General features: G+C 63.8%; 21 protein-coding genes. 3 read left to right on the plus strand and 18 right to left on the minus strand.

Going from position 1 to position 23,612, the window contains the following annotated elements; translation table 11 throughout:
* Positions 1–29: 29 nt before the first annotated feature.
* Together G3N95_RS08740 and G3N95_RS08745 are read left to right on the plus strand one after the other, a co-directional pair.
* Positions 30–242 (plus strand): hypothetical protein, encoded by a 213-nt coding sequence (locus tag G3N95_RS08740; protein ID WP_054917862.1) that lies wholly within the window; start codon positions 30–32, stop codon positions 240–242.
* 118 nt (positions 243–360) lie between these two features.
* Positions 361–1,383 carry a serine/threonine protein kinase gene (locus tag G3N95_RS08745; RefSeq protein ID WP_205969629.1) on the plus strand — a complete coding sequence of 341 codons (1,023 nt, stop codon included), beginning with the start codon at positions 361–363 and terminating at the stop codon, positions 1,381–1,383.
* 17 nt (positions 1,384–1,400) lie between these two features.
* Here the strand turns inward: G3N95_RS08745 and G3N95_RS08750 are convergent, their stop codons facing one another.
* The gene (locus G3N95_RS08750) at positions 1,401–3,413 is read right to left on the minus strand and encodes a DUF3857 and transglutaminase domain-containing protein (RefSeq protein WP_205969584.1); all 2,013 of its coding nucleotides are present in this window, start codon (positions 3,411–3,413) and stop codon (positions 1,401–1,403) included.
* A 388-nt stretch (positions 3,414–3,801) separates the two neighbouring features.
* Between G3N95_RS08750 and G3N95_RS08755 the strand changes: the two genes are divergently transcribed.
* Positions 3,802–4,524, plus strand: a complete 723-nt coding sequence (locus tag G3N95_RS08755; RefSeq protein WP_205969585.1) for a PepSY-associated TM helix domain-containing protein — start codon at positions 3,802–3,804, stop codon at positions 4,522–4,524.
* A gap of 24 nt (positions 4,525–4,548) precedes the next feature.
* On the opposite strand, the gene G3N95_RS08760 is transcribed toward G3N95_RS08755, so the two are convergent.
* The 17 genes from G3N95_RS08760 to G3N95_RS08840 all read right to left on the minus strand — a co-directional run bounded on the left by G3N95_RS08760 (position 4,549) and on the right by G3N95_RS08840 (position 23,384).
* Positions 4,549–4,890, minus strand: a complete 342-nt coding sequence (locus G3N95_RS08760; RefSeq protein WP_205969586.1) for an XRE family transcriptional regulator — start codon at positions 4,888–4,890, stop codon at positions 4,549–4,551.
* Positions 4,874–5,428, minus strand: a complete 555-nt coding sequence (locus G3N95_RS08765) for a type II toxin-antitoxin system RelE/ParE family toxin (RefSeq protein WP_346778365.1) — start codon at positions 5,426–5,428, stop codon at positions 4,874–4,876. The genes G3N95_RS08760 and G3N95_RS08765 overlap by 17 nt, the downstream gene beginning before the upstream one ends.
* Before the next feature lie 32 nt (positions 5,429–5,460).
* On the minus strand, positions 5,461–6,489 hold the full coding sequence (locus G3N95_RS08770) for an XdhC family protein (RefSeq protein WP_205969587.1): 1,029 nt from the start codon (positions 6,487–6,489) through the stop codon (positions 5,461–5,463).
* A complete protein-coding gene (locus G3N95_RS08775; RefSeq protein WP_205969588.1) occupies positions 6,462–7,043 on the minus strand; it encodes a carbon monoxide dehydrogenase subunit G in 582 nt (193 codons plus the stop codon). Before G3N95_RS08775 ends, G3N95_RS08770 begins: the two co-directional genes overlap by 28 nt.
* A complete protein-coding gene (locus G3N95_RS08780) occupies positions 7,034–8,275 on the minus strand; it encodes a VWA domain-containing protein (protein WP_205969589.1) in 1,242 nt (413 codons plus the stop codon). Before G3N95_RS08780 ends, G3N95_RS08775 begins: the two co-directional genes overlap by 10 nt.
* A 5-nt stretch (positions 8,276–8,280) precedes the next feature.
* A complete protein-coding gene (locus tag G3N95_RS08785; RefSeq protein ID WP_205969590.1) occupies positions 8,281–9,171 on the minus strand; it encodes a MoxR family ATPase in 891 nt (296 codons plus the stop codon).
* 130 nt (positions 9,172–9,301) lie between these two features.
* Entirely contained in the window at positions 9,302–10,099 is a 798-nt protein-coding gene (locus tag G3N95_RS08790; protein WP_205969591.1) for a xanthine dehydrogenase family protein subunit M, read from the minus strand.
* Positions 10,100–10,111: 12 nt separating this feature from the next.
* A complete protein-coding gene (locus tag G3N95_RS08795) occupies positions 10,112–12,499 on the minus strand; it encodes a xanthine dehydrogenase family protein molybdopterin-binding subunit (RefSeq protein ID WP_205969592.1) in 2,388 nt (795 codons plus the stop codon).
* Between the two features lie 10 nt (positions 12,500–12,509).
* Complete coding sequence (locus G3N95_RS08800) at positions 12,510–13,010, minus strand: (2Fe-2S)-binding protein (RefSeq protein WP_205969593.1); 501 nt, start codon at positions 13,008–13,010, stop codon at positions 12,510–12,512.
* A gap of 1,048 nt (positions 13,011–14,058) precedes the next feature.
* Positions 14,059–15,459 carry an amino acid permease gene (locus tag G3N95_RS08805; protein WP_205969594.1) on the minus strand — a complete coding sequence of 467 codons (1,401 nt, stop codon included), beginning with the start codon at positions 15,457–15,459 and terminating at the stop codon, positions 14,059–14,061.
* 131 nt (positions 15,460–15,590) lie between these two features.
* The gene (rqpR, locus tag G3N95_RS08810; RefSeq protein ID WP_205969595.1) at positions 15,591–16,247 is read right to left on the minus strand and encodes a response regulator transcription factor RqpR; all 657 of its coding nucleotides are present in this window, start codon (positions 16,245–16,247) and stop codon (positions 15,591–15,593) included.
* A 49-nt stretch (positions 16,248–16,296) separates the two neighbouring features.
* Positions 16,297–17,163 (minus strand): ATP-binding protein, encoded by an 867-nt coding sequence (locus G3N95_RS08815; RefSeq protein WP_205969631.1) that lies wholly within the window; start codon positions 17,161–17,163, stop codon positions 16,297–16,299.
* Between the two features lie 556 nt (positions 17,164–17,719).
* The gene (locus G3N95_RS08820) at positions 17,720–18,490 is read right to left on the minus strand and encodes a ferredoxin--NADP reductase (protein WP_205969596.1); all 771 of its coding nucleotides are present in this window, start codon (positions 18,488–18,490) and stop codon (positions 17,720–17,722) included.
* Between the two features lie 553 nt (positions 18,491–19,043).
* Entirely contained in the window at positions 19,044–19,685 is a 642-nt protein-coding gene (locus tag G3N95_RS08825) for a LysE family transporter (RefSeq protein ID WP_205969597.1), read from the minus strand.
* Positions 19,686–19,810: 125 nt separating this feature from the next.
* Positions 19,811–20,797, minus strand: a complete 987-nt coding sequence (locus G3N95_RS08830; protein ID WP_205969598.1) for an ABC transporter permease — start codon at positions 20,795–20,797, stop codon at positions 19,811–19,813.
* Between the two features lie 21 nt (positions 20,798–20,818).
* Positions 20,819–21,829 carry an ABC transporter permease gene (locus G3N95_RS08835; protein WP_241018313.1) on the minus strand — a complete coding sequence of 337 codons (1,011 nt, stop codon included), beginning with the start codon at positions 21,827–21,829 and terminating at the stop codon, positions 20,819–20,821.
* A complete protein-coding gene (locus tag G3N95_RS08840; protein WP_205969633.1) occupies positions 21,819–23,384 on the minus strand; it encodes a sugar ABC transporter ATP-binding protein in 1,566 nt (521 codons plus the stop codon). The genes G3N95_RS08835 and G3N95_RS08840 overlap by 11 nt, the downstream gene beginning before the upstream one ends.
* Positions 23,385–23,612 lie beyond the last annotated feature (228 nt).

The following is a 23,612-nucleotide window of genomic DNA, read 5'->3' on the forward strand; positions in this document are numbered from 1 at the left end:
GCCGGCAATTGGGAGAACGGGGAAACATCATGCAAGTCGGTTCTATTGTTCGATCCGTGCATATCGCCGTGCCACAAGGCGCGCGCGGAATCGTGATGCGCATTCTCGGCGACATGGCGATGGTGGCGTGGTACGCCGGCGAGCCAGGGACGTCGAAGATATTGAACACGGAACCCTTTTTCCTCGAGGATCTGATCGACACTGGCGAATTCGTTCGTCCTGCTGGCGCACAGGTGCATTGAGCGCGGTTGCCATCTTGAATGGCGAGGTATGCGGCCGCTGAACGTGCGCCGCGTAGCGAGTGATACGCCGGTGACACTCGCGCTCGTTTTTGTGCCCGTCACGGCGCACAATGCGGGCATGAACGAAGACACTCCAATTCCGCAGGACGGCCACGCCGTTCCGTTTGCCCGGCTCACGCCGGAGGTGGTGCTCGACGCGCTCGACAGCGTGCTCGACACCGTGGGTGTGCGCACCGATGGGCGCATGCTGCCGCTCAACAGCTACGAGAACCGCGTGTATCAGGTCGGCGTCGAAGACGGGCCGCCTGTCGTCGCGAAGTTCTACCGGCCTGGGCGCTGGACCGACGAAGCGATTCTCGAAGAGCACGCGTTTGTCGCCGAACTGGCTGCTCGCGAAATTCCCGCTGTGCCGGCGCGGACCTTCAATGGCGCCACGCTGCATACGTTCAACGGCTTTCGCTTTTCGGTCTTCGAGCGGCGCGGCGGCCGCGCGCCCGATCTCGACCGCAAGGACACGCTCGAATGGCTCGGCCGATTCATCGGGCGCATTCACGCCGTCGGTCAGACGGCGAATTACGCGGCGCGTCCGACGCTCGACATCCACACCTTCGGTTACGAGCCGCGCGACTATCTGCTCGCGCAGGACTTCATTCCCGCCGACGTGCGCGCCGCATGGGAGGCCGCGGTGAATCTGGCGCTGGAAGGCGTCGAGCAGGCAATCGAACGGGCGGGCGATGTACGTCAGTTGCGTATGCACGGCGATTGCCATCCGAGCAACGTGTTGTGGACCGACGCAGGCCCGCATTTCGTCGATTTCGACGATAGCCGCATGGGGCCCGCCATTCAGGATCTCTGGCTGTTGCTGCCGGGCGAACGCCAGGAGGCGTCGCGCGCGTTGACGGATCTGCTCGCGGGCTATGAGGACTTCTGCGAGTTCGATCAGCGCGAATTGCATCTGATCGAAGCATTGCGGACCTTGAGGCTGATCCACTACTCGGCATGGCTTGCCCGCCGCTGGGACGATCCGGCGTTTCCTGTCGCGTTTCCGTGGTTCAACACGCAGCGCTATTGGGAAGACCGCATTCTCGAATTGCGCGAGCAGATCGGCGCGATGCAGGAAGGGCCGCTCTGGCCCGTGTGACTCTTAGCGCTGCGTCGTCAGTCGGCGGATTGAGCGCGGCGCTGCGTTTCGGCGATCACGCGCGACGGCGCCGGCGTTGCTGTCGATAAGCGCTGCGCGCCATCAGCGAGCGTCGACCGGACAATCACTTGCGCGCGCACATCGCGGCCGATCGTTTCGATGCCCGCGCGCATCTGCGTGAAGTCATCCGGCGAGCACACCTCACTGTCAAAACGCGTGTAGCCATCGCGCGTCACAGTGATGACATGTGCGCTCGCGTCGTACGCGTAGGTCGATCGATAGTCGATGAAGCGGTCGTGCGCGGTCATGGCTTCCGGCATCTCGAGCACGCTGAAATTCGCAGGCAGTGCAATGCGCGTGCGCTCATGCAACTCGATATTGCGGCAGACGAAAGGCTGCGTGCGCTGCCGCTCGCCGAGCCAGTAGCGCACGTCCGACTGAAAGCCGCCGACGAAGCTCGTCAGTGCCGGAATCGACGCGGCAGTACCTGGCACGACGAAGTCTTCGAGCTTGCCTTTCATCGTCATCGCGAGCGTGCCGTCCGTCGCGTTCAGATTGCTGGTCGATAGTGTCGCCGTGCCCGAGAGATTGACGAAGCGCAGTTCGGCCTGCAGCGATTCTTCGCGCTGGGCGGGCGTTTGTATGCGCAGCAGCGCGCGTCCCAGTTCCGCGACCCAGCCTGCCGCTTCCAGCTGATAGACGAAGCTCGCCGAACCGTCGGGCGCGACGTTGATCGACAGGTCGGTGGTGCGCGACATTGTTGCCGTCGACGGCGTGCGCGCCAGCGTGCCTTGATCGACGAGCACGGTGGGACGGTTCATGTCGGTGGATGGCAGATAGCCGAACTCGACGTTCGGCGCCGTCGAATCGGCATAGACCTGCAGGTCGGGCAGCCACGTAATGACGTGATTCAGCACGCCGTAGCCGGGCACGTCGGGCAGCGTATAGATCGTGCCGCTGCTGATCAGTGCGGGTTCGTTGCGGATGCCGACGGCATCGAGCAGCGCACCGTACAGCGCAACGTGATCCTTGCAGTCGCCGTAGCGCAACGCGAGGATGTCGGTCGCGCGATGCGGCACGACCGCGCCGCGTCCTATGTTCACCCCTACGTAGCGCACGTTCTTGCGGATCCAGTCGTAGAGCGTCTTCGCTTTTGCACGCGGCGTCGAATCGTGTGCGGTCAGCGAACGGGCCAGATCGACGATGGCAGGACTGGACGCGCTCGCATCGGCGGCCGATTCGCGGTACTTCGCGGCGAACGCGGCGTAGTCCGGATAGGTCGACACCATCAGCCGGTCGCCATAACTCACGTACGCGATCGATCCGTATTCGAGCCGCGCGAAGTGCGCCTTGTCGTAGCGAAACTCATAGCGTGTGCGGCCGTTCTGCGTCGACGGCGGCAGCGGGATGAAGCCGCGCGCGTCGGCGTACAGCGGCTTACCGGCGGGCAAATCGTAGATGAGCCTGAAGTTGTGCGTCGGCGCGAGATCGGGCGGCGTAAAGTCGCTGAAGTGGCCGGGCACGATCGGCTGCGTCTGCGTCTTGCGGAATTTCAGGTGCACGCGCGCGCCCGGCTCCACGGCAGGAAACACGATCACCTTTTCGAGGATGTCCTGGAACATCGGCGCGTCGAACGAGCGCGCTTCCTGCACGTCGCGGATCTGCTCGGGACGCACGTCGTGTCGCGTGCCGTCGGCGGACGTGGTGTAGGCCTCCAGAATGTCGACGCTCGCCATGTTGCGGTTGAACCAGATGTAGTACTGCGCGACTCGCGCGACGCCGGCTTCGTTGTTCACGCGCAGCGTCATCTCGTCGATCTTGGTATATGAGCCGTCGGCGTTCACCGTGAAGGTCTGCGTCTCGCGCTCGTTCGTGTAGGGCTCGACGGGCGCGGCAGCGCTGGTGTTGAACGCGGCGATGCCTGCCTGGTTCGTCGCTTCGCCAGCGCCGACGATGTCCGCGGCGTGGATTGCGCACATCCAGAAGGCGCACAGGGCCATCGCGATACCAGGGATCGTGGAAAGGCGCATGGGGAGTCGGGCGTCCGAAGAAATTGGTCTTGTTCTGTCGTATCCCTCACTTCAAGATCAGACGCCGTTTGTGTCAAGCGGGCAGACCGCACACAACGAACGCATTTTTCCGATCTTTGCGACGGCGCCCGGCATTGAGGAAAATCGCTTTCTGTGTAATGATATTTATTCTCATCTGAAGGGCGTCGCCAGCCATTTGTCATCTTTCTCCTCGTGACAAGCAAGCCAGCTCTTCGGTGACTCTCTGTTTCGGCCCTGCAAGTCGCGCTTTGGCCTCGGGCGGGCGCGTTTCGGCCACGCCGTCTCCGCTGCGGAACGGCCCTTCCAGCTTCCATTCAACCGCGCTGCCGCATACCGGTGACGCATGACCCGTATTGCCAGGAACACGATGAACGCGCCCGAATCGATCGAACTGAAGTCTGCTGCACGCGCGCGCGTGATGCCCGGCCGTGTCCAATCGCTGGATGCGGACGAACTGGCCGTGCGTCGCCAGCGCTCGCGGCGCGCGACTTTCATCAAGTGGCTGCGCAAGGTGCACGGCTGGGTCGGGCTATGGGGCGCCGTGCTCGGATTGTTGTTCGGTGTGACGGGATTCCTGCTGAATCATCGCGCGGGACCGCTGAAGGTGTCGTCGGGCGAGCCGCAGGTCGAGCAGTTGCAGATCGCGCTGCCGCAGAACGGCTTCAAGTCGCCCGGCGACATGTCGCGCTGGCTGAAAGATGAGTTGCATATCGACGGCAAACCGGGCCGCGTGCGCCGCGAGCCCGCGCATCCCGTCGCGTGGGGCGATCAACGTGCCGTGCAGCCGGAGTTCTGGCAGATCGGGATCGCCGGTCCAGGGCAGAACGTGCAGGCGGAGTATTGGGTCGGCAACGGCTTTGTATCGGTGAAGCGAACGCAGAACTCGTTTCTCGGCACGATGAACAACCTGCACAAGGGTACGGGGTTGAGCGTCGGCTGGGTGTTGCTGATCGATACGATTGCGGGCAGTCTGATTCTGCTTTCGCTGACGGGCGTGCTGCTGTGGACGGAACTCAACAAGCGGCGGACGGTGGGCGCCGTGTTGATCGGCGGGTCGATCGTGGCGGCTGTGGCGTGCGGATTGATGTGAGGCGCGTTTCGGTGGTCGCGGCTCTCAGTCGTCTTGCGCTTCTTTGTGTGCTGGATCAGGAAGCTGCGCGAAATTGGTGATCTTCACCTCGCCTTCGGGAAAGCGCGCGATGATTTCCAGTTCGCCGCCGAGCGCGCGGATGTGATCGCGCAGCGTGGAGATGTACATGTCCGTGCGCTGTTCGAGTTTCGCGATGCTGGGTTGTTTGACGTTGAGGCGCGTTGCGAGAGATTCCTGCGAAAGCCCGCGCGCCTGGCGCAGTCCGTGCAACGGCATTTCGGCGCGAAGCTTGTCTGCAAGCGCCTTGGAGCGGGCTCGCGATTCCGGCGACATCTTCGCCCGGAGTTCTTCAAACTTTTTTGCCATCTCTGGTTTCTCCTAGCGCTAGCTGCACGAGGTGCAGCCGATACAGTATTTCGGCGTGTGGCACGTTCTGTTCGTACCAACGGTCGTGTCCTGTCTTGTTTCCGCCGAGAAGCAGAACAGCGACACGACGCGGGTCGAACGCATAAAGCACCCGATAAGGCCGGCCTCGATGCTGGATTCTCAGTTCCCGCAGGTTGCGAACTTGCGAACCTATGATCCGGCTCGAATGCGGAAACGGCAGATGCGGACCGGACTCTTCCAGCAAATCGATCGTCGCATCCACCGACTCTCTTTCCGCTTCCCGCAACCCTTCCCACCAAGCCTGAAAAGCATCGGTGTACTCAACATCCCAAGTCATCGAAAATATAGCTTCCAAGGAATATTCCGTCAAGGGAATAGTGGTGGCTGCGAGCCACACGCGACGAGGCTGTGAAGCCGCGTCGCAGGGCCGCAAAAATTCGATGCTAAGGATCAGAAGTGCGAGATGACAGTCAGCCAAACGGCCGATGCCGGAAGAAAGGTAGAAACCGCGAGCCAACTGATCTCGCGGTCCAAAGAACAGATAGAAAACTACTCCGGAATACTACAAGCCGCCCCACTGCCAGCCGCAATCTCACGCGCCGCTTTAGCGCCTTCGACCTGCAGCAGCGTCGGCAGCGACACGCCATTCTTCGCCGCCGTCACTTCAGCGAGAATCGACACGGCAATTTCGGGCGGCGTCCTGCTGCCGATATAAATCCCAACCGGCCCATGCAGCCGCGCCAGCTCGGTTTCGGTGAGATCGAATTCCTTGAGTCGTTCGCGTCGCGCCGCGTTATTGCGCCGGGAGCCCAACGCGCCGACATAAAACGCCGGCGTCTTTAGCGCTTCCATCAACGCCAGATCATCGAGCTTTGGATCATGCGTCAGCGCGATCACCGCGCAACGTTCATCGAGCTTCATGTCCAGCACCGTATCGTCGGGCATCGTGCGGACGACTTTTGTGCCCGGCACATCCCACTCATCGGTGTATTCCTCGCGCGGATCGCATACAGTGACCTGGTAATCGAGTCCCACCGCGATATTGCACAGATAGCGCGACAGTTGCCCTGCGCCGATCACGAGCATCCGGTAACGCGGGCCATGTATCGTCAGAAGCCGTGTGTCGTTGAAATCGACGCCATCCGTCGCCTGCGCGGACCCCAGACGTGCGATACCCGTTTCCATGTCGAGCGTGCGCGCGACCAGTCGTCCGTCTTCCACTGCTTCGCACAGTTCGGCGATGCCGCTCGCCTTCGTCAACGGCTCCAGCACGAGCTGGATCGTGCCGCCGCACGGCAAGCCGAAACGATGGGCCTCTTCAGCAGTGATGCCGTACTTCACTGCTTCGGGCTTAGTCTGCTCGATGCCTCGCTGACGTACGCGATCGATCAGATCGTCCTCGATGCAACCGCCCGACACCGACCCCACGACCGCGCCGTCGTCGCGCACGACGAGCATCGCGCCCTCGGGACGCGGCGAGGAGCCCCATGTCTTCACCACCGTCACGAGTAGCGCGCGATGTCCCTGCTCGAGCCAGCGCGCGCTGCTCTTCAGGACTTCGAGATCCACGCTGTCCATGATTTCTTCCTCTTCGGTTCTTCGCCACCGCCTTCGCCGGCACCTTCGCCGTCGGCGGACTGGCTTGCAGTGTCGCCGGAATCGGCGGTTTCTGCCTGTGCGGTGTCACCGCCGCCCGTCAGCTGCTCGCTGAAGCGCCGGAAAAACTCGCCCGCGAGCTTGCGCGCCGCGCCGTCGACGAGCCGCGAGCCGATCTGCGCGAGCTTGCCGCCGACCTGCGCCGTCGCCGTGTAGGTGAGCGTCGTCGCTTCGTCGCCGTCCGGTTCCAGCTTGACGTGCGTTTGCCCCTTGCCGAAGCCGGCCGCGCCGCCTTGGCCTTCGAACACGATCGTATAGGTGTTGGGCGCGTCGATATCGGTGAGTTCCATGCGGCCCTTGAAACGCGCCTTCACGGGGCCGACAGACGCGCTCAACGCGACGGCGTATGCATTGTCGCCATCCGGCTCGATACTGTCGCAGCCGGGAATCGACGCGCGCAGGATCTCCGTATCGTTCAGCGCTTCCCATGCCCGTTGCTGCGGCACAGGCAGCGTATAGGTTTCGGTCAGCTCCATGACGTTGCTCCTCCAGATATCGCGGTGCGCGCGGCATCGCGGGGCACGCGCGTCAATTGCGCGAGATCGCGGCCGAACGCAGCCAGGCTGTCGAGATTGTGAACCGGCTTGTGCGCGTCGACGAATGGAAGCATCGCCTGCACGCCGCGCGCTTTAGGCGAGAACTCGCGGTAACGCAACAGCGGATTGAGCCACACGATGCGGTGCGCGAAGCGCCGCAGGCGGGCCATTTCGGTTTCGAGCACGTCGATGGCTTCGTGATCGAGGCCGTCGGTGACGAGCAGCACTGTCGCTCTGCCAGTCAGCACTCTGCGTGCCCAGCGTCGGTTGAATTCGGCGAGCGCCGCGCCGATTCGCGTCCCGCCCGACCAGTCGAGCACCTGATCGGCGAGCGCCGCGATCGCGACATCGGGGTCGCGTTCCTTCAGTGCGCGCGTTGCGTTGGTGAGGCGCGTGCCGAACAGGAACACTTGCAGACGTTCGCGCGATTGCAGCAGCGCATGGCAGAAATACAGCACGGCGCGCGAATAGCTGCTCATCGAGCCCGAAATGTCGAGCAGCAGCACGAGGGGTGGCTTGCGCGCCACCACGGCGCGGTACTTCCACACGGTCCAGTCGCCGCCCGCGCGTACCGCATGGCGCGCGCTCGCGCGCAGATCGGCATGCGTGCCATGCGACGCCGCTTTCAGCCGGCGCGTCGGTTCCATGGCGAGCGGCAGACGCTGACCGCGAATCAGATGACGCAGCGTGCGCCATTCGTCCGCCGTCAACGTATCGAAATCGCGATGACGCAAACGCTCTTCGGCGCTAAAGGTCACGTGCGCATGCAACTCGTGTTTGTTCTTGTCGCCGGGTTGCGCGGCTGGCTTGCGCTGCTTCGACTGATGCACGGCGAGCGCGTCGGCGAGACGGTTGTTGCGCTTCGGAGGCGGCACGCCGCTCGTCACCTTGGGCAGCAGCAATGCGCGCAGCTTGCCTTCCCAGTCCGGATCGCGCCAGAAGAGTTCGAACGCGGCATTGAAGAGATCGCGCTCATCGGGCGCGCGCACGAGCAGCGCAGCGAGCGCCGCGCGCACGTCGTCGCGCCGGTCGAGATCGATCCAGCGCAACGCGTCGAGCGCATCGACGGCCTGCGCGGGCGACATCGGCAGACCTGCGCCGCGCAGCAGCCGCACGAAGTGCACGACGTTGCGCGCGAGGGTCGCGGGGCCGGTGTCGTGGACGGGAAGCATCGACGTTACTCCGTTGCCGCCGCGAGGCATTGGCGGATCTCGTCGGGGTCGAAGCGCGCGAGATCGTCCTGATACTTGAGCAGCACGCCCAGCGTGTCCTGCACCGATTGCGGATCGAGTTCGGTGACGGTGAGGGCGGCGAGCGCGCGGCACCAGTCGATCGTCTCGGCGATGCCGGGCGCCTTGAACAGATCCATGCCGCGCAGACGATGCACGAAATCGACGGCGCGCCGTTGCAGCGCCTCACCCGTTTCGGGCGCGCGCGCCGCGACGATCGCGAGTTCGCGTTCGCGCTCCGGGTAGCCGATCCATTGATACAGACAGCGGCGCTTCAACGCATCGTGTACTTCGCGCGTGCGATTCGACGTCATCACGACGAGGGGCGGATGCTCGGCGCGCACGGTGCCGAATTCGGGAATCGACACCTGAAAATCCGACAGCAGTTCGAGCAGAAACGCTTCGAACGGTTCGTCGGCGCGGTCGATTTCGTCGATCAGCAGCACGCGCCGCGCGCCCGGATGCTGCTCGTCGGGCAGCAGCGCCTGCAGCAAAGGGCGCTTCAACAAAAATTCGCTGCGATATAGGGTGCTGCTGTCGGGCTTCTCGCCGGCCGCTTCTGCGAGTCGCAGTGCCATGATCTGTCGCGGATAGTCCCACTCGTACAACGCGCTCGCCGTATCGAGGCCCTCATAGCATTGCAGCCGCAACATCGACGTGCCGAGCAGGCCCGCCGCTGCCTTCGCCAGTTCAGTCTTGCCGACGCCCGGCTCGCCTTCGACAAACAGCGGCCGCTCCATCCGCAGCGCGAGAAAGAGTGCGGTCGCCAGTTCGCGGCTCGCGAAGTAACCTTGCGCGGTCAGCTGGGCGAGGGTGTCGTCGATCGAAGCGGGCTGCATGGTTCTCCCTGGTGCATCGGCTTGCATCGTTCGAAACGATACAGCCGGACAGACCTAAACCCGACAAACGAAGCGGCCCGGACGCGCCGGGCCTCATGTCGGTCAAACGCTTCCTGGCTTGCCGCGTTGGCTAGCCATTCGCGGCTCGCACCGCGCGCGCCGTCAGCACCGGTATCAGGTGAGCGCGATAGTCGGCGCTCGCATGCATGTCGGTGTTGAGGTCGTCGGGTGCGATCGTCACGCCGCGCGCGGCGGCTTCCGTGAAGTTCGCGGTGAGCGCGTTCTCCATGTCCGTCGCGCGAAACACCGACGGCGCCGCGCCCGTGATCGCCACGCGCACACCGCCCGCCGTCTTCGCGACGAACACGCCCGTCAGCGCGAAGTGCGACGCGGGGTTCCTGAACTTCTCGTACGCCGCTTTTTCCGGCACGGGAAACTCGACGGCGACGATCAGTTCATCGGGCTGCAACGCGGTTTCGTACATGCCGACGAAGAAGTCCGCAGCGGAAAGGCGGCGCCGGTCGGTGACGACCGTGCCATCCAGTCCGAGCACGGCAGCCGGATAGTCCGCCGCGGGATCGTTGTTCGCGATCGATCCGCCGATCGTGCCGAGTGAACGCACCTGTCTGTCACCAATGTGGCCCGCGAGAAACGCGAGTGCGGGCAACACGCGCTGCACGTCCGCGTTGTTCGCCACGTCCGCGTGACAGACGGCCGCGCCGATCGTCACCTTCTGCGGTTCGACGCGAATCTCCTTCAACTGCGGAATACGCGTGACGTCGATCAGCTTCGACGGTTGCGCGAGACGCAGGCGCATCGTCGGCAGCAGGCTTTGTCCGCCGGCCAGAAACTTCGCTTCGCTGTCGGCCGTCAGTATGGCGACGGCGCTTTTCGGATCGGCTGCACGTTGATAGTCGAATGAATACATGTCGGCCTCCGCTCAGGGACGTGAGTGTTGCGCAGCGTGAATCGCGGACCACACGCGATGCGGCGTGGCGGGCATCTGCAGATCCTTCACGCCGAGCGGCGCGAGCGCGTCGATGATCGCGTTGATCACGGCGGGTGGCGAACCGATTGCGCCCGCTTCGCCGCAGCCCTTCACGCCGAGCGGATTGTGCGTACACGGCGTGCCCTTGGCGGTTTCGACGGTGAACGACGGCAGGTCGGACGCATGCGGCATCGCGTAGTCCATGTACGAACCGGACAGCAGCTGGCCGCTTTCGTTGTCGTACACGCAGCGCTCCAGCATCGCCTGGCCGATGCCCTGACCGAGACCGCCATGCACCTGTCCTTCGACGATCATCGGATTGATCACGTTGCCGAAATCGTCGACGGCCGTGAAGCGCTCGATGCGCGTTTCGCCCGTGTCCACATCCACTTCGACTTCGCAGATATATGCGCCTGCCGGATAGGTGAAGTTGGTCGGATCGTAGAACGCGCTTTCGTCGAGGCCCGGTTCGAGCTTGTCGAGCGGATAGTTGTGCGGCACGTAGGCCGCGAGCGATACGTCGGCGAAGGTCTTCGTGCGGTCCGTGCCTGCGACGCGGAAGGTGCCGTCCTTGAACTCGATGTCATCCGCCGATGCCTCGAGCAGATGCGCCGCGATCTTCTTCGCCTTCGATTCGATCTTGTCGAGCGCCTTCATGATCGCCGAGCCGCCGACCGCGATTGAACGTGAGCCGTACGTGCCCATGCCGAACGGAATGCGGCCGGTGTCGCCGTGCACGATCTCGATGTTGTCGAGCGGCACGCCGAGGCGGTCGGCCACGACTTGTGCGAAGGTCGTTTCGTGACCCTGACCGTGACTGTGCGAGCCGGTGAAGACGGTGACGGAGCCGGTCGGGTGCACGCGCACTTCGCCCGCTTCGAACAGGCCCGCGCGCGCACCGAGCGCCCCCGCGATGTTCGACGGCGCGAGGCCGCACGCTTCGATGTAGCACGAGTAGCCGAGCCCGCGCCGCTTGCCGTTCTTCTCCGATTCCTGCTTGCGTGCAGCGAAGCCTTTGACGTCCGCGAGTTCGAGCGCGCGCGAAAGGCACGCTTCGTAGTCGCCTGTGTCATAGGTGAGGCCGACGGGCGTCGCATACGGGAACGAGCGGATGAAGTTGAGCCGGCGGATTGCGGCCGGGTCCATGTTCATCTCGCGCGCGGCCGTTTCGACGAGACGCTCGACGACGTACGTCGCTTCAGGACGTCCCGCGCCGCGATACGCATCGACGGGCACGGTGTTCGTGAACACCGCTTTCACTTCGGCGTAGATCGCGGGCGTCGCGTACTGACCGGCGAGCAGCGTCGCGTAGAGGATGGTCGGTACGCTGGAAGCGAACGTCGACAGATACGCGCCCATGTTCGCGATCGTATGCACGCGCATCGCGAGGAACTTGCCGTCGGCGTCCATCGCGAGTTCGGCTTTCGTCACGTGATCGCGACCGTGTGCGTCCGACAGAAACGCTTCGGAACGCTCGGCGGTCCACTTCACCGGCCGGCGGATTTTCCTCGATGCCCACGTGAGCGCGACGTCTTCCGCGTACAGGAAAATCTTCGAGCCGAAGCCGCCGCCGACATCGGGTGCGACCACGCGCACTTTCGATTCCGGCAGCGACAGCACGAACGCCGCCATCAGCAACCGTTCGACGTGCGGATTCTGATTCGCGACGTAGACGGTGTAGCTGTCGTCCTGCGGCGAATAGGCGGCGTTGACGGCGCGCGGTTCGATCGCGTTCGGTATGAGGCGGTTGTTGACGATGTCGAGCGTCGTGACGTGATGCGCCTTGGCGAACGCGGCATCGGTGGCGGCCTTGTCGCCGTGGCCCCACGTGTAGCAGGTGTTGTCGGGCACTTCGTCGTGCACGGCGGTCTGGCCGGCGTCGGCGGCGTGCGTCGTGTCGATCACGGCGGGCAGTTCGTCGTAATCGACTTCGATCAGCTCGGCGGCGTCTTTCGCGGCTTTCACCGAATCGGCGATGACGAGCGCGACCTGGTCGCCCACGTGCCGCACTTTCGTATGGGCAATCACGGGATGCGGCGGTTCGTTCATCGGCTTGCCGTCGATGCTGTGGATCAGCCAGCCGCAGGGCAGCCCACCGACGTTTTCAGCGGCGAGATCGGCGCCCGTGAAGATCGCGACGACGCCGGGCGATTGCTTCGCGGCGGACGTGTCGATGCTTTTGATGCGCGCGTGCGCATGCGGCGAGCGCAGGAAAACCGCGTAAGTTTGTGCGGGCAGGACGATATCGTCGGTGTACTGGCCGTTGCCCGTGAGGAAGCGATAGTCTTCCTTGCGCTTGACGGGCATGCCCACCATGCGATGTGAATCGGGTGCGTTCATGGCGGGCTCCTCAGGCGGTCGTGGCGGCTTTCGACGAGGCGCCGGCTTTCATGCCTTCCGCGCCTTGAACGACGGCCTTGACGATGTTGTGATAGCCCGTACAGCGGCACAGGTTGCCGTCGAGCTGACGACGTACTTCGTCTTCAGTGAGGTTCGGGTTCGTTGCGACCAGTGCGGTTGCGCTCATCACCATGCCTGGTGTGCAGAAGCCGCACTGGAGGCCGTGGCATTCGCGGAACGCGGCCTGCATCGGATGCAGTTCACCGTCTTTCGACAGCCCTTCGATCGTCGTGACTTCCTGGCCTTCGGCCTGCACGGCGAGCATGTTGCAGGACTTGATGGCGCGGCCGTTCAGATGAATCGTGCACGCGCCGCATTGCGCGGTATCGCAGCCGACGTGCGTTCCCGTCAGCCGCAGCTGTTCGCGTAGAAACTGGACAAGCAGGGTATGTGGCTCGACGTTCGCGGTAACGGGTGAACCGTTCACCGTCAGACTGATGCTGATCGCCATGAACTGTCTCCTTGGGGACGCCCCTGGATTTGAGCCCCGGATGGGGCGAGACCGGTTCGGGCCCGCGTTCACTACCTACCGCCTGCTTGCCTGCTGGGAGGGTCCGGATCGGTTGGGTGCTGTTTGGTGTTGCTGTTGCCTTTTGTTGTTGTTCTTTGTTGTTGTCTTTGTTCTTGTGTCGAAAAGTAAAACACAAAAAACGGGAGGCGGCTATGGGGGAACTGTGCCTACGGCGTCGATAGTTGAAGATGAGAGGATGTTGCAGTGCGGCGCCTTTTTTGTCTGTCTGCGACGTAGTCGGCGTTCTTGCCTTCTCGGCGCGGGCTTCGCCGTTTGGGTTTCGCTCTGCGCTTTTGCTTTTGCCTTTGCTTTTGCTGGCATCCGCGTGATGTTGTCGTTGTTCCGGCGTTGCCCCTGTGCGGGGCGGCACTTACTTTCTTTGCCGCCGCAAAGAAAGTAAGCAAAGAAAGCGGCTCACACCGCCAGCCCGTGTGATTGCCTGCGGGCCCCCATCAGTTCTTACGCGCCGCGCGGCAACGCGCCTCCTTGCGCGCGTTGCCAGCGTGCTAACTCACGCATCACCCGCTTCACACTCCCGCGTCATTGATCGCGTTACCAGAAGTCGACCGCCGCCCAGGTGGCAAACGGTGTGTAGGCCGTCGCGACGGAAGTGCACCACTCCGGACTGAAAAGCAGGATCGGTGTCGTAGAAGCGCCAACGCATACGGCGCGACAAACTACACACCGTTTGCCACCTGGGCGGCGCAGACGAATCGCTGCCGCTGGCTGCGCTACGGATGATTGGAGTGGGTGATGCGTCTGTTCGAGGCGCTGGCAACGGGGGCGGAGGCGAGTGCGTTGCCGTGTGAAGTGCGGGACCCGTTGGGGGCCCGCAGGCAAAAATACGGGCTGGCGGTGTGAGCCCGCTTTCTTTGCTTACTTTCTTTGCGGCGGCAAAGAAAGTAAGTGCCGCCCCGCACAGGGGCAACGCCAGCAAACCAGAGACAAAACGCGGATGCCAGCGAAAAAACACCCAGGCGCCGCAGATCTACTTCCGCCCAGAATGGGCCAATTTGGAATGCCTACGTGAGTAACCAAAATAGACAACCATCCCCACGAGCAGCCAGATAACGAACGCAATCCAGGTGACAGCACTGAGGTTCACCATCAAAAACAGACAGGAAGCAACAGCAAGAACAGGCACAACCGGCACGCCAGGGCAGCGAAACGCGCGAGGCAAATCAGGATGAGTGCGACGCAAAACGAGCACAGCAATCGACACCATCGAAAAAGCCGCCAACGTGCCAATGTTGATCAGCTCAGCAAGCACATTGAGCGGCACGAGCGCGCCAATCAAACCAAACACGATCCCAACGAGCCACGTCGTCGCGAACGGCGTCGCAAACCGCGGATGCACCTTCGACAACGCAGCCGGCAACAAACCATCGCGTGACATCGCGAACATCACCCGCGTCTGACCATACGCCATCACGAGAATCACGGTGAGCATGCCGAGCACCGCGCCAAGATCGATGAAGCCGGCGACCCAGTTCTGCCCCGCAACCTGCAGCGCATACGACACCGGGTGCGAAATATTCGCGAACTGCGCGGACGGCACGATGCCCGTCACGACGGCCGCTACCGCCACATACAACACCGCGCACACGCCGAGCGACGCGATGATGCCAATCGGCAGATCGCGCTTCGGATTCTTCACCTCTTCAGCCGCCGACGACACCGAGTCGAAACCAATGAACGCGAAGAACATCACGGCCGCCGCGCCGAACACGCCGCTCATGCCGTTCGGCATGAACGGATGCCAGTTGGCGGGCTTCACATGAAACACGCCGACGGCGATCACCAGCAGCACGACCGTCACCTTGATGGCGACCATCAGGTTGTTCACGCGCGTCGATTCGCGCACCCCGACCGACAGCAGCGTCGTGATCGCCATCATCACCAGGAACGCGGGCAGATTGAACAGCGTCTCGTGGCCGGGCAGTGCGCCGGGTGCCGCGGTCAGCGCGATGGGCAGCGATACGCCGAAACCAGACAGCAGCGACTGCAGATAACCCGACCAGCCGACCGACACGGCCGACGTCGCCAGACCATACTCCAGCATCAGGTCCCAGCCGATGATCCACGCGGCCAACTCGCCGAGCGTCGCGTACGAATACGTGTAGATCGAACCGGCGACGGGAATCGTCGACGCGAATTCGGCATAGGCGAGCGCGGCGAAGCCGCACGCGATGGCCGCGATGATGAACGACAGCATCAGCGCCGGACCGGCCTGCACCGCGCCTGTGCCGGTCAGCACGAAAATGCCGGTGCCGATGATGGCGCCGACGCCGAGAAAGGTCAGATCGAGCGCGCCGAGCGCTTTCTTCAGGCCGGCAGCCTGCGCGCCGGCGATCATCTGCTCGACGTTCTTCTTACGAAAGAGGGACATTTGGCGGGGTCTCCTGTGAAGCACGCGTGTGGGCGCGCCCAATGTCGGGAAAACCCGCGATTTTAGCGGAATTGGGCCGGCAAGCCCTTGCTGGTGCACAACGCTTGTGCGCCGCGAACGCGGCGCGCAGGTCAAGCTGTCATCACCGGGTTCAGATCGACGAGGCGATTGCTCATCACGTAAAAGGTGAGTTCCGCGTTGTTACGCAGCTTCATCTTCTCCAGCAGCCGCGTGCGGTAGACGCTCACCGTCTTCACCGACAGCGACAGCGCGACGGCGATGTCCGTCAGACGTTTGCCAGACGCGAGCATGCACAGCGTCTGGTACTCGCGGTCGGAAAGCTTTTCGTGCGGCAACTGCTCGCCGTCGAACGAGACGTAGTCGGCGAGCGCTTCCGCCATCGCCGGGCTCACGTATTTGCGGCCGGCCGCGACCTGCTGGATCGCGGCGATCATCTGCGCGGCATCGACCGTTTTCGACAGATAGCCCGCCGCGCCCGCCTTCAGCGCACGCACCGCATACTGATCCTCGCGATACATCGAGAACATCAGCACGGGAACGCGCGGCAGCTTGCGTTTCAGGCGCTTGAGCACCTCGACGCCGTTCATGTCCGGCAACGAGATGTCGAGCAGGATCACGTCGAAAATATGCTTCGACGCTTCCGCGAGCACTTCCGTACCGGTTTGTGCCTCGGCGACGTCGTCGGCGACGCCGCGATCGATCAGCAGTTGCCGTACGCCCTGACGAACGACGGCATGATCTTCGGCAATCAGAATGCGCAGGCTCATAACGGGCAGTCAGCGTTCACAAACGGTACAAGCGGGATCCGACGTGGGTTCACAGTCGGATTGCCGTACGGCGCGCGCGCGGGCGCGACGCGTTGCCCGTCAGCGCTTTCCACGCGAAGCGCGCGTGCACGGTCGTGCCGGGTGTTTTACCGCGGGCGGTGCCGTCCGATGCGGCGACCTGAAGCTCGCCATCGAACGCATTGCAGCGTGCACGCATCCCAGCCAGCCCGAACTGGCGCTCGTCCTGGCCGGCATGCGGCGGAATGCCGATGCCGTCGTCGCTGACGACGATGCTCAGATGATGGGCCGTCGCTTCGATGCGCATGTCGGCGCCCGATGCGCGTGCATGCTTCGCGACGTTGTTCAGCGCTTCCTGGGCGACGCGGAAGACGGCCAGCGACGCATCGGCCGACAGGCGCGTGAGGCGCGCATCGGCGGCGCACACGAAGCTCATGCGAAGACCCGTGCGTGCGGCAAAAGTATTGATCCAGTGCGACAGCGCGCACACGATGCCCTTGTCGAGCGTCGGCGCATGCAGTTCGGCGACGGCCTCTTGCGCGGCTTGCGTGACGGCGTCGAGCGAGCGCTGCGCGGTTTCGAGGGCGGTGGTGCATTGGGGCGGGGCATCGGCGGGCAGCCACGTTTCGACGCCCGCAAGCGCGAAGCGCGCGGCCGTGACTTCGGCGCCCAGGCTGTCGTGCAGTTCCTGCGCGACGCGGCGGCGCGTGGCCTCCTGCGTGCGCGTCAGTTCGGATGCCAGTTCGCGCACGCGCGCTTTCAGACGCGCGACTTCTTCGGTCGATGCAGCTCGCGTTGCCGTGCTGGACGCGATCGAGGCTTTGGCGCCGCGGGTTGCGCGGGCGCTGGACGCGCGCTGCGCGTCACCCGTGCGGGCAGCCGTGCCGTGCCCGTGCATCGGCACGACGACGGATGTATCCACGGCCCCGCTCACGAAGCGAAATGGCCGGCGTCATGGCGACGCACCGGCAGCATATAGACGAAAGAACGCATGCGAACCCTGACCCCCAGATGTGTCCGCCGCAGGAAGTGCCGCGACGGAAAAATGCTACGTCTGCGCGTAACCAGATTTACATTCTGTAACAAATAGACGACAGTTTTGTTAAAAGTCTGTCAAATGCTGCTGGCCTGGATCATATCTCAAAAAAAGAAAAAATGCCCGGTAATTAAGGCTTGTGGCGCATTGTTCACGCAATAGTTGCGCTGGATCGCCCGAATATGTCAGAAAAATTCCTACACAAAAGGTTTACGCAAAGCCGTTGGATTTGTAACCCGGAATCTGACGGGATAGTGGAGGTGCCAGGCATCATCCGCCAGGCGATCATGAAGTGCGGTATGTGCAAGCAGCACAACGGGCGAGCAAAAAGAAAAACCGGAGCGCAATGGCTCCGGTTTCGGGGTGTTTCAAGCAGCTGCGGGCGTCGTGGACGCCGCGCCGCAGCGTGCGGGCTGGCTTAGCCGACGAACGCCTTTTCGACGACGTAATGCCCAGGATGGTTGTTGCTGCCTTCCTGGAAGCCCATGCTGTCGAGCAGTTCACGCGTGTCGCGCAGCATGTGCGGGCTGCCGCAGAGCATCACGCGGTCGTTTTCGAGCGAGAAGTCCGGCAGATCGAGGTCGTTGAACAGTTTCTTCGTTTCGATCAGGTCCGTGATACGGCCGCGGTTCGCGAACGGCTCGCGCGTGACGGTCGGGTAGTACACCAGCTTTTCCTGGATCAGTTCGCCGATGTGCTCGTGCGCCGGCAGGTGATCCGTGATGTATTCCTTGTACGCGAGTTCGTCGACGAAACGGCAGGTGTGCGTCAACACCACGCGCTCGTACCGGTCGTACACGTCCGGATCCTTGATGATCGACATGAACGGTGCGAGGCCCGTGCCCGTCGACAGCAGCCACAGTGTCTTGCCGGGCAGCAGGTTGTCGGCCATCAGCGTGCCCGTCGGCTTCTTGCCGATCAGAACCTGGTCGCCGACCTTCAGATGCTGGAGGCGCGACGTCAGCGGGCCGTCCTGCACCTTGATGCTCAGGAATTCGAGGTTCTCTTCGTAGTTGGCGCTAGCCATGCTGTACGCACGGATCAGCGGTTTGCCGTCGACTTCGAGACCGACCATCGTGAACTGGCCATTTTCGAAGCGGAACGACGCATCGCGCGTGCAGGTGAAGCTGAAAAGCGTATCGGTCCAGTGATGGACGCTCAGGACGGTTTGTGGATTCAGGTTGCTCATGGCTTCTTCGATGGTGCGAAAACAAGGTCGGCCACACAAAAAGCGGGGCCGGCACGGCAAAGGCGATGCATCGTTCCTTGTCGGCATCGACGGGGAATGATGCGCAATCCGCTATTTTACCGCGTTACCGACTCGGCCATTGCCGGGGCGGGTTGGGCGGTGAATGTGGTCTGCCAGTCAGATTGTCAGGCGCCGGCGCGGCTGGCGTCCGGTTCGGCACGGACGGTCATTCGCGCGCGGCAAGGGTGTACTGCTGGGGTGGTACGGCGCCGGGTCTGTGCCCGGATGACCCGCGCGGGTGTTGCCCTTGGGGTCTCGCCCATCCGTGAAGGGCGGCGGGCTGTCGCCGCCTGGCGGGCATCCGCACGTCGGCCATCTGGTGACGGCAACGGTTCAGCGAATACAGGCGCTGGTAGCGCTATCTGGGAATAATACCGGAAACGTATCGCGCACTGCAGCATTGACCCTGCTGCCGAAGCTGGAAAGCTGAGCGAAATCAGTGCTTAGCAGCGCAGTCCTTAGCAGCACAGTCCTTAGCGACGCATTCGCGCGCTCAGCTTTCGGCTGCAAGCTTCGCGCCGAGACCTACCAGCACCGCGCCGCACACACCGTCGATCGGCCGGCGCAGACGGCGATAGCCGCGCTGCGTGCGCTCCGTCGCGAACATCAGCGCGACACTGCCGTACCAGCCGACCGACATGCAGCCGATCATCGCGAGCGCCACGCCGTAGAACCACAGCGGCGGATGCGCCGGGAACAGCGTCGCGAAGATACTGGTCCAGAACGCGCACGATTTCGGATTCGTCAGGCACGTGAGCATGCCCGAGCGCCACGCGCGGAAGTATGCGCCACGGTCGTTGGCGAGCGGTGTTTCGACGTTCACGACGATGGCTTCGCCGCGTTTCGTGCTCGCGCGCACGAGCTTGATGCCGAACCACACCAGATAGACCGCGCCCGCGATACGGATGCCGTTGTACAGCCAGTCGATCCGCTGCAGCACGGTCGCGAAGCCGAGCATCGCGAGCGAAGCCCAGATGGTCGACCCCGTGCCGACGCCGAGCGCCGACGCGGCGCCGAGCCCACGGCGGCCCGCGAGCGACAACTGCGTGATCATGAAAAAGTTGGGACCGGGACTGATCAGCGCCACCAGATAGACGATGGCAATTTGCAGCAGGATCGGCAGGTAGTGGTGCATGGCGACGATTTGCCGCGCGGAACGGCGGCGCGTTGAGCGGGAAACAAGGCAGAACCGCGATCATACTCCCGCTGGCGCGCGTTTGAGCGCGCGCTTCGCGAGCGCGTGGTGTCGATGCCGCGACGTTATCCCGCCGTCTGCCCGGCGCCTGCTCCACCGGCAGGCTCGGCGCTCTTGTGCGCGCGTTGTTTGAGCACACGCGCCTGCAGCACGATCACGAGCAGCAGGAACACGCCGCGTATCACCGATTGCCAGTAGGCCGACAGACTGATGAAGCCGAGGCCGTTCTCGAAGTTCAGCAGATTGAACACAAGCCCGAGCAGCAGCACGCCCGCAATCGTCATCGCGATCGATCCTTCGCCGCCCGTCAGCAGCGTGCCGCCGAGCACGACGGCCGAAATCGCGAACAGCTCCCAGCCGACGCCTTCGTTCGGTTGTCCCGCGCCGAACTGCGCGGCGAGGATCACGCCGGCGAGCCCCGCCAGCAGCCCGCTCACCGCGTACACGGCGACCAGCGTGCGATTGACGTTCAGCCCCATCAGCCGCGCCGCTTCCTCGCTGCCGCCGATCGCCAGCGAATGGCGTCCGAAACGCGTGCTGCGCAGCGCGAGCCAGCCCGCGACGGCCGCGACGAGCGCAATGAGGCCGGGAATCGGCAGACCGAACAGATCGCCCTGGCCGAAGTTCGCGAAGTTCGTATCGGACGAAATCGACACCGCGTCGTTTTTGCCGAGCAGCAGCGCGAGTCCATGCGCGCCGAGGCTCGTCGCGAGCGTCGTGATGAACGGCAGGATTTTCATGCGCGTGATGATGATGCCGTTGATCACCCCGACCAGCAGCCCGGCGCCCGCGCCGGCCAGCACCGCGACCCAGCCGCCGTACGGACTGGCGAGCGCCGCGACGACGCTCGACATCGCCGCGACCGTGCCGACGGACAGATCGATGCCGCCCGTGATGATCACGAAGGCCATGCCGACGGAGATCAGCGCGAACATCGAGTTGTAGCGCCAGAAGGACGTGATGTTGTACTCGGAAGCGAAGTGCTCGTAGCGCACGAGGCCGAGCACGATCAGCGCGCCGAGCGCGATCAGGATAGGCAGGTTCTTTTTCATCGATGCGAGTCCTCGGAACCGTCAGCGCGAGCGCCGCTGCACGTACACGGCGGCGATGATGATGCCCGCCTTGACGACGAGCGCGGCCGCATCGGGAATGCCGTGCGCGAGCAGCGTGTAGCGCAGCAACTGGATGATCAGCGCGCCGATCAGCGTGCCGCCGATATATGCCTTGCCGCCCGTCAGCGCGGTGCCGCCGACGGCCACGGCCGCGATTGCATCGAGTTCGATGCCGAGCCCGACCACGTTCGCATCCGACGACGAATTCACCGAAATCGAAATCAGCCCAGCAAGCCCGGAAAGTGCAGCGCACAGCGTGTACGCAATCATCTTCACGCGAGCAGTCGGCACGCCGCTCAGATAGGCGGATTTCTCGTTGCCGCCCGTGACGAGCAGATACTGGCCGAACAGCGTCTTGCGCACGACCCACGCGAAGAACGCGACGAGCGCGAACATCAGCAGCACCTGGAACGGCACGCCCGCCACCTTGCCGAGCGCGATCCACTGGAACGCGGGATTGTTGAACGCCTGCAGGCTGCCGTCAGTGACGACCTGCGCGATACCGCGTCCGGCGATGAACAGCACGAGGGTCGCGACAATCGGCTGGACGGCGAGCCTCGTCACGAGAAAGCCGTTGAACACGCCGCACACGGCGGCGGCCAGAACGGGTAGTACGAACGCGAGCGCGATGCCCATCGGCCCCGCGATATGCATGAAGAGCATCGGCGCGATTGCGCCCGCGATCGCCATCGACGCGCCCACGGACAGATCGATCCCGCCCGTCGCGACGACCAGCGTCATGCCGATGCCGACGATCACGATCGTCACGACCTGCGTCAGATTGACGTTGAACGTCTGCAGCGACCAGAAGTGCTGGGTGAACAGCAGATTGAACACGAGCATCGCGAGCAGCACGACGATCTCGCGTTGAATCGCAATGCGGCGCTTCTTCTTCACCGTCGACGGACCGGGCGTTGCCGCCGTTGCCGTTGCAAGCGGTGCGCCGTCGTTGCGCAGCGACTCATGAGCCATGACGCTCGTCCTCCCGTACATCGTCGATATGAGCGGATTGCGCCGCTTCCGCAAGTTGCGAAGTGCCCGCGCTGCCCCAGGCAATCGCGTCCATGATCGCGGATTCGCTCATCTGTGCGCCATCGAGTTCGGCGACCGTGCGACCGTCGCGGATCACGACGGCGCGATCGGCCACGGCCGTCAGTTCTTCGAGTTCCGAGGCGGACAGCAGCACCGCCATGCCTTCGTCGCGCAGTTCGCGCACGATCCTCGCGACATCCGCTTTGGCGCCGACGTCGATGCCGCGCGTCGGTTCGTCGAGCAGCAACAGCGACGGCTGCGCGGCGAGCCAGCGCGCGAGCAGGACCTTCTGCTGATTGCCGCCCGACAGTTCGCGGATCGGCTGATCGGGAGAGCGTAGCTTGATGCCAAGCGAAGCGATGAAGCGTTCGACGATCGCCTGCTGTTTCTTGACATCGACGACGCCGTGCTTCGACAGCGTGCGCAGACAGACGAGCGTCAGGTTGTCGCGCACCGACAGCTCCGGCACGATGCCTTCCGCCTTGCGGTCCTCCGTCAGATACGCGAGCCCGCGCGCGATCGCATCCTGCGGCGACTTCAGCGCGACGTTCTCGCCGTTGATCGACAGCGTGCCTTTTTCCGCGGGGTCCGCACCGAACAGCAGGCGCATCGTTTCCGTGCGGCCCGAGCCGAGCAGGCCGGCGAGGCCCACTGCCTCGCCCGCGTGCACGTCGAGCGACACGTCGCTCACCTTCGGATGAGCGGACAGGTTGCGCGCCGAAATCGCCTTCTCGCCGCGCCGCGCGAGATTCGCCTCGCGCGTGGCGCTGTCGTCCTGCACGACGGCGGCAAGCGTACGGCCGAGCATCGTCGTGACGAGCTGGCGCTTGTCGATGTCCTTCATCGCGCTTTGTGCGACGGTCTGGCCGTCGCGCATCACCGTCACGCGGTCGCACAGCGCATAGAGTTCGTCGAGCCGGTGCGATACGAAGATCACCGCGCGCCCGTCGTCGCGCAGTTTGCGCACGACGGAAAACAGCAGTTCGACTTCGCGTTCGTCGAGCGACGAAGTCGACTCGTCCATGATGACCATCTTCGCGTCCGACGACACGGCGCGTGCGAGCGCAACCATCTGCTGAATCGCCGTCGAATAGCTGCCTGCGGGCTTCTTCACGTCGATCTGCAAGCCGAACGATTCGAGCAGCGCGGACGCGCGCCGCTGCACGTCGCGCCAGTCGATCAAACCGAAGCGGCGCGGTTCGCGGCCTAGAAAAATGTTCTCGGCCACCGAGCGGAACGGCACCAGATTGATCTCCTGATAGATCGTGCTGATGCCCGCTTCGCGCGCTTCCTTCGGCGTACGGAAATCGATCTCGCGGCCTTCGAAGCGCACGCTGCCGCCCGAGCGCCGGTAAGCGCCCGTGAGGATCTTGATCATCGTCGATTTGCCCGCGCCGTTCTGGCCGATCAGCGCGTGGACTTCGCCCGCGGTGACGCTGAGATTCGCGCCGCGCAACGCGGGCACGCCGCCGAACGAGATGTCGATGCCCTGCATGTCGAGCAGGGGCGTGCGCGATGAAGACGGCGGAGCGTCGGAATGCGCGTCGGGTTGCGTCACGTATGTCTCCTCATGCTGCGCGGGGCCACGAGCACTGCGACGGGCGGCGCGACAGTCGATACCGTCGCTCGGGCCGCGACGTTCATGGTACGCCCGACAAAGCGAAGCGACGGCCCGTCGGGCGCGAAAACGCGCGCGAGCGGACACGTCGCCTCGAACCCTTCC

The organism is Paraburkholderia sp. Tr-20389 (assembly GCF_017104565.1).
Lineage (GTDB): Bacteria > Pseudomonadota > Gammaproteobacteria > Burkholderiales > Burkholderiaceae > Paraburkholderia.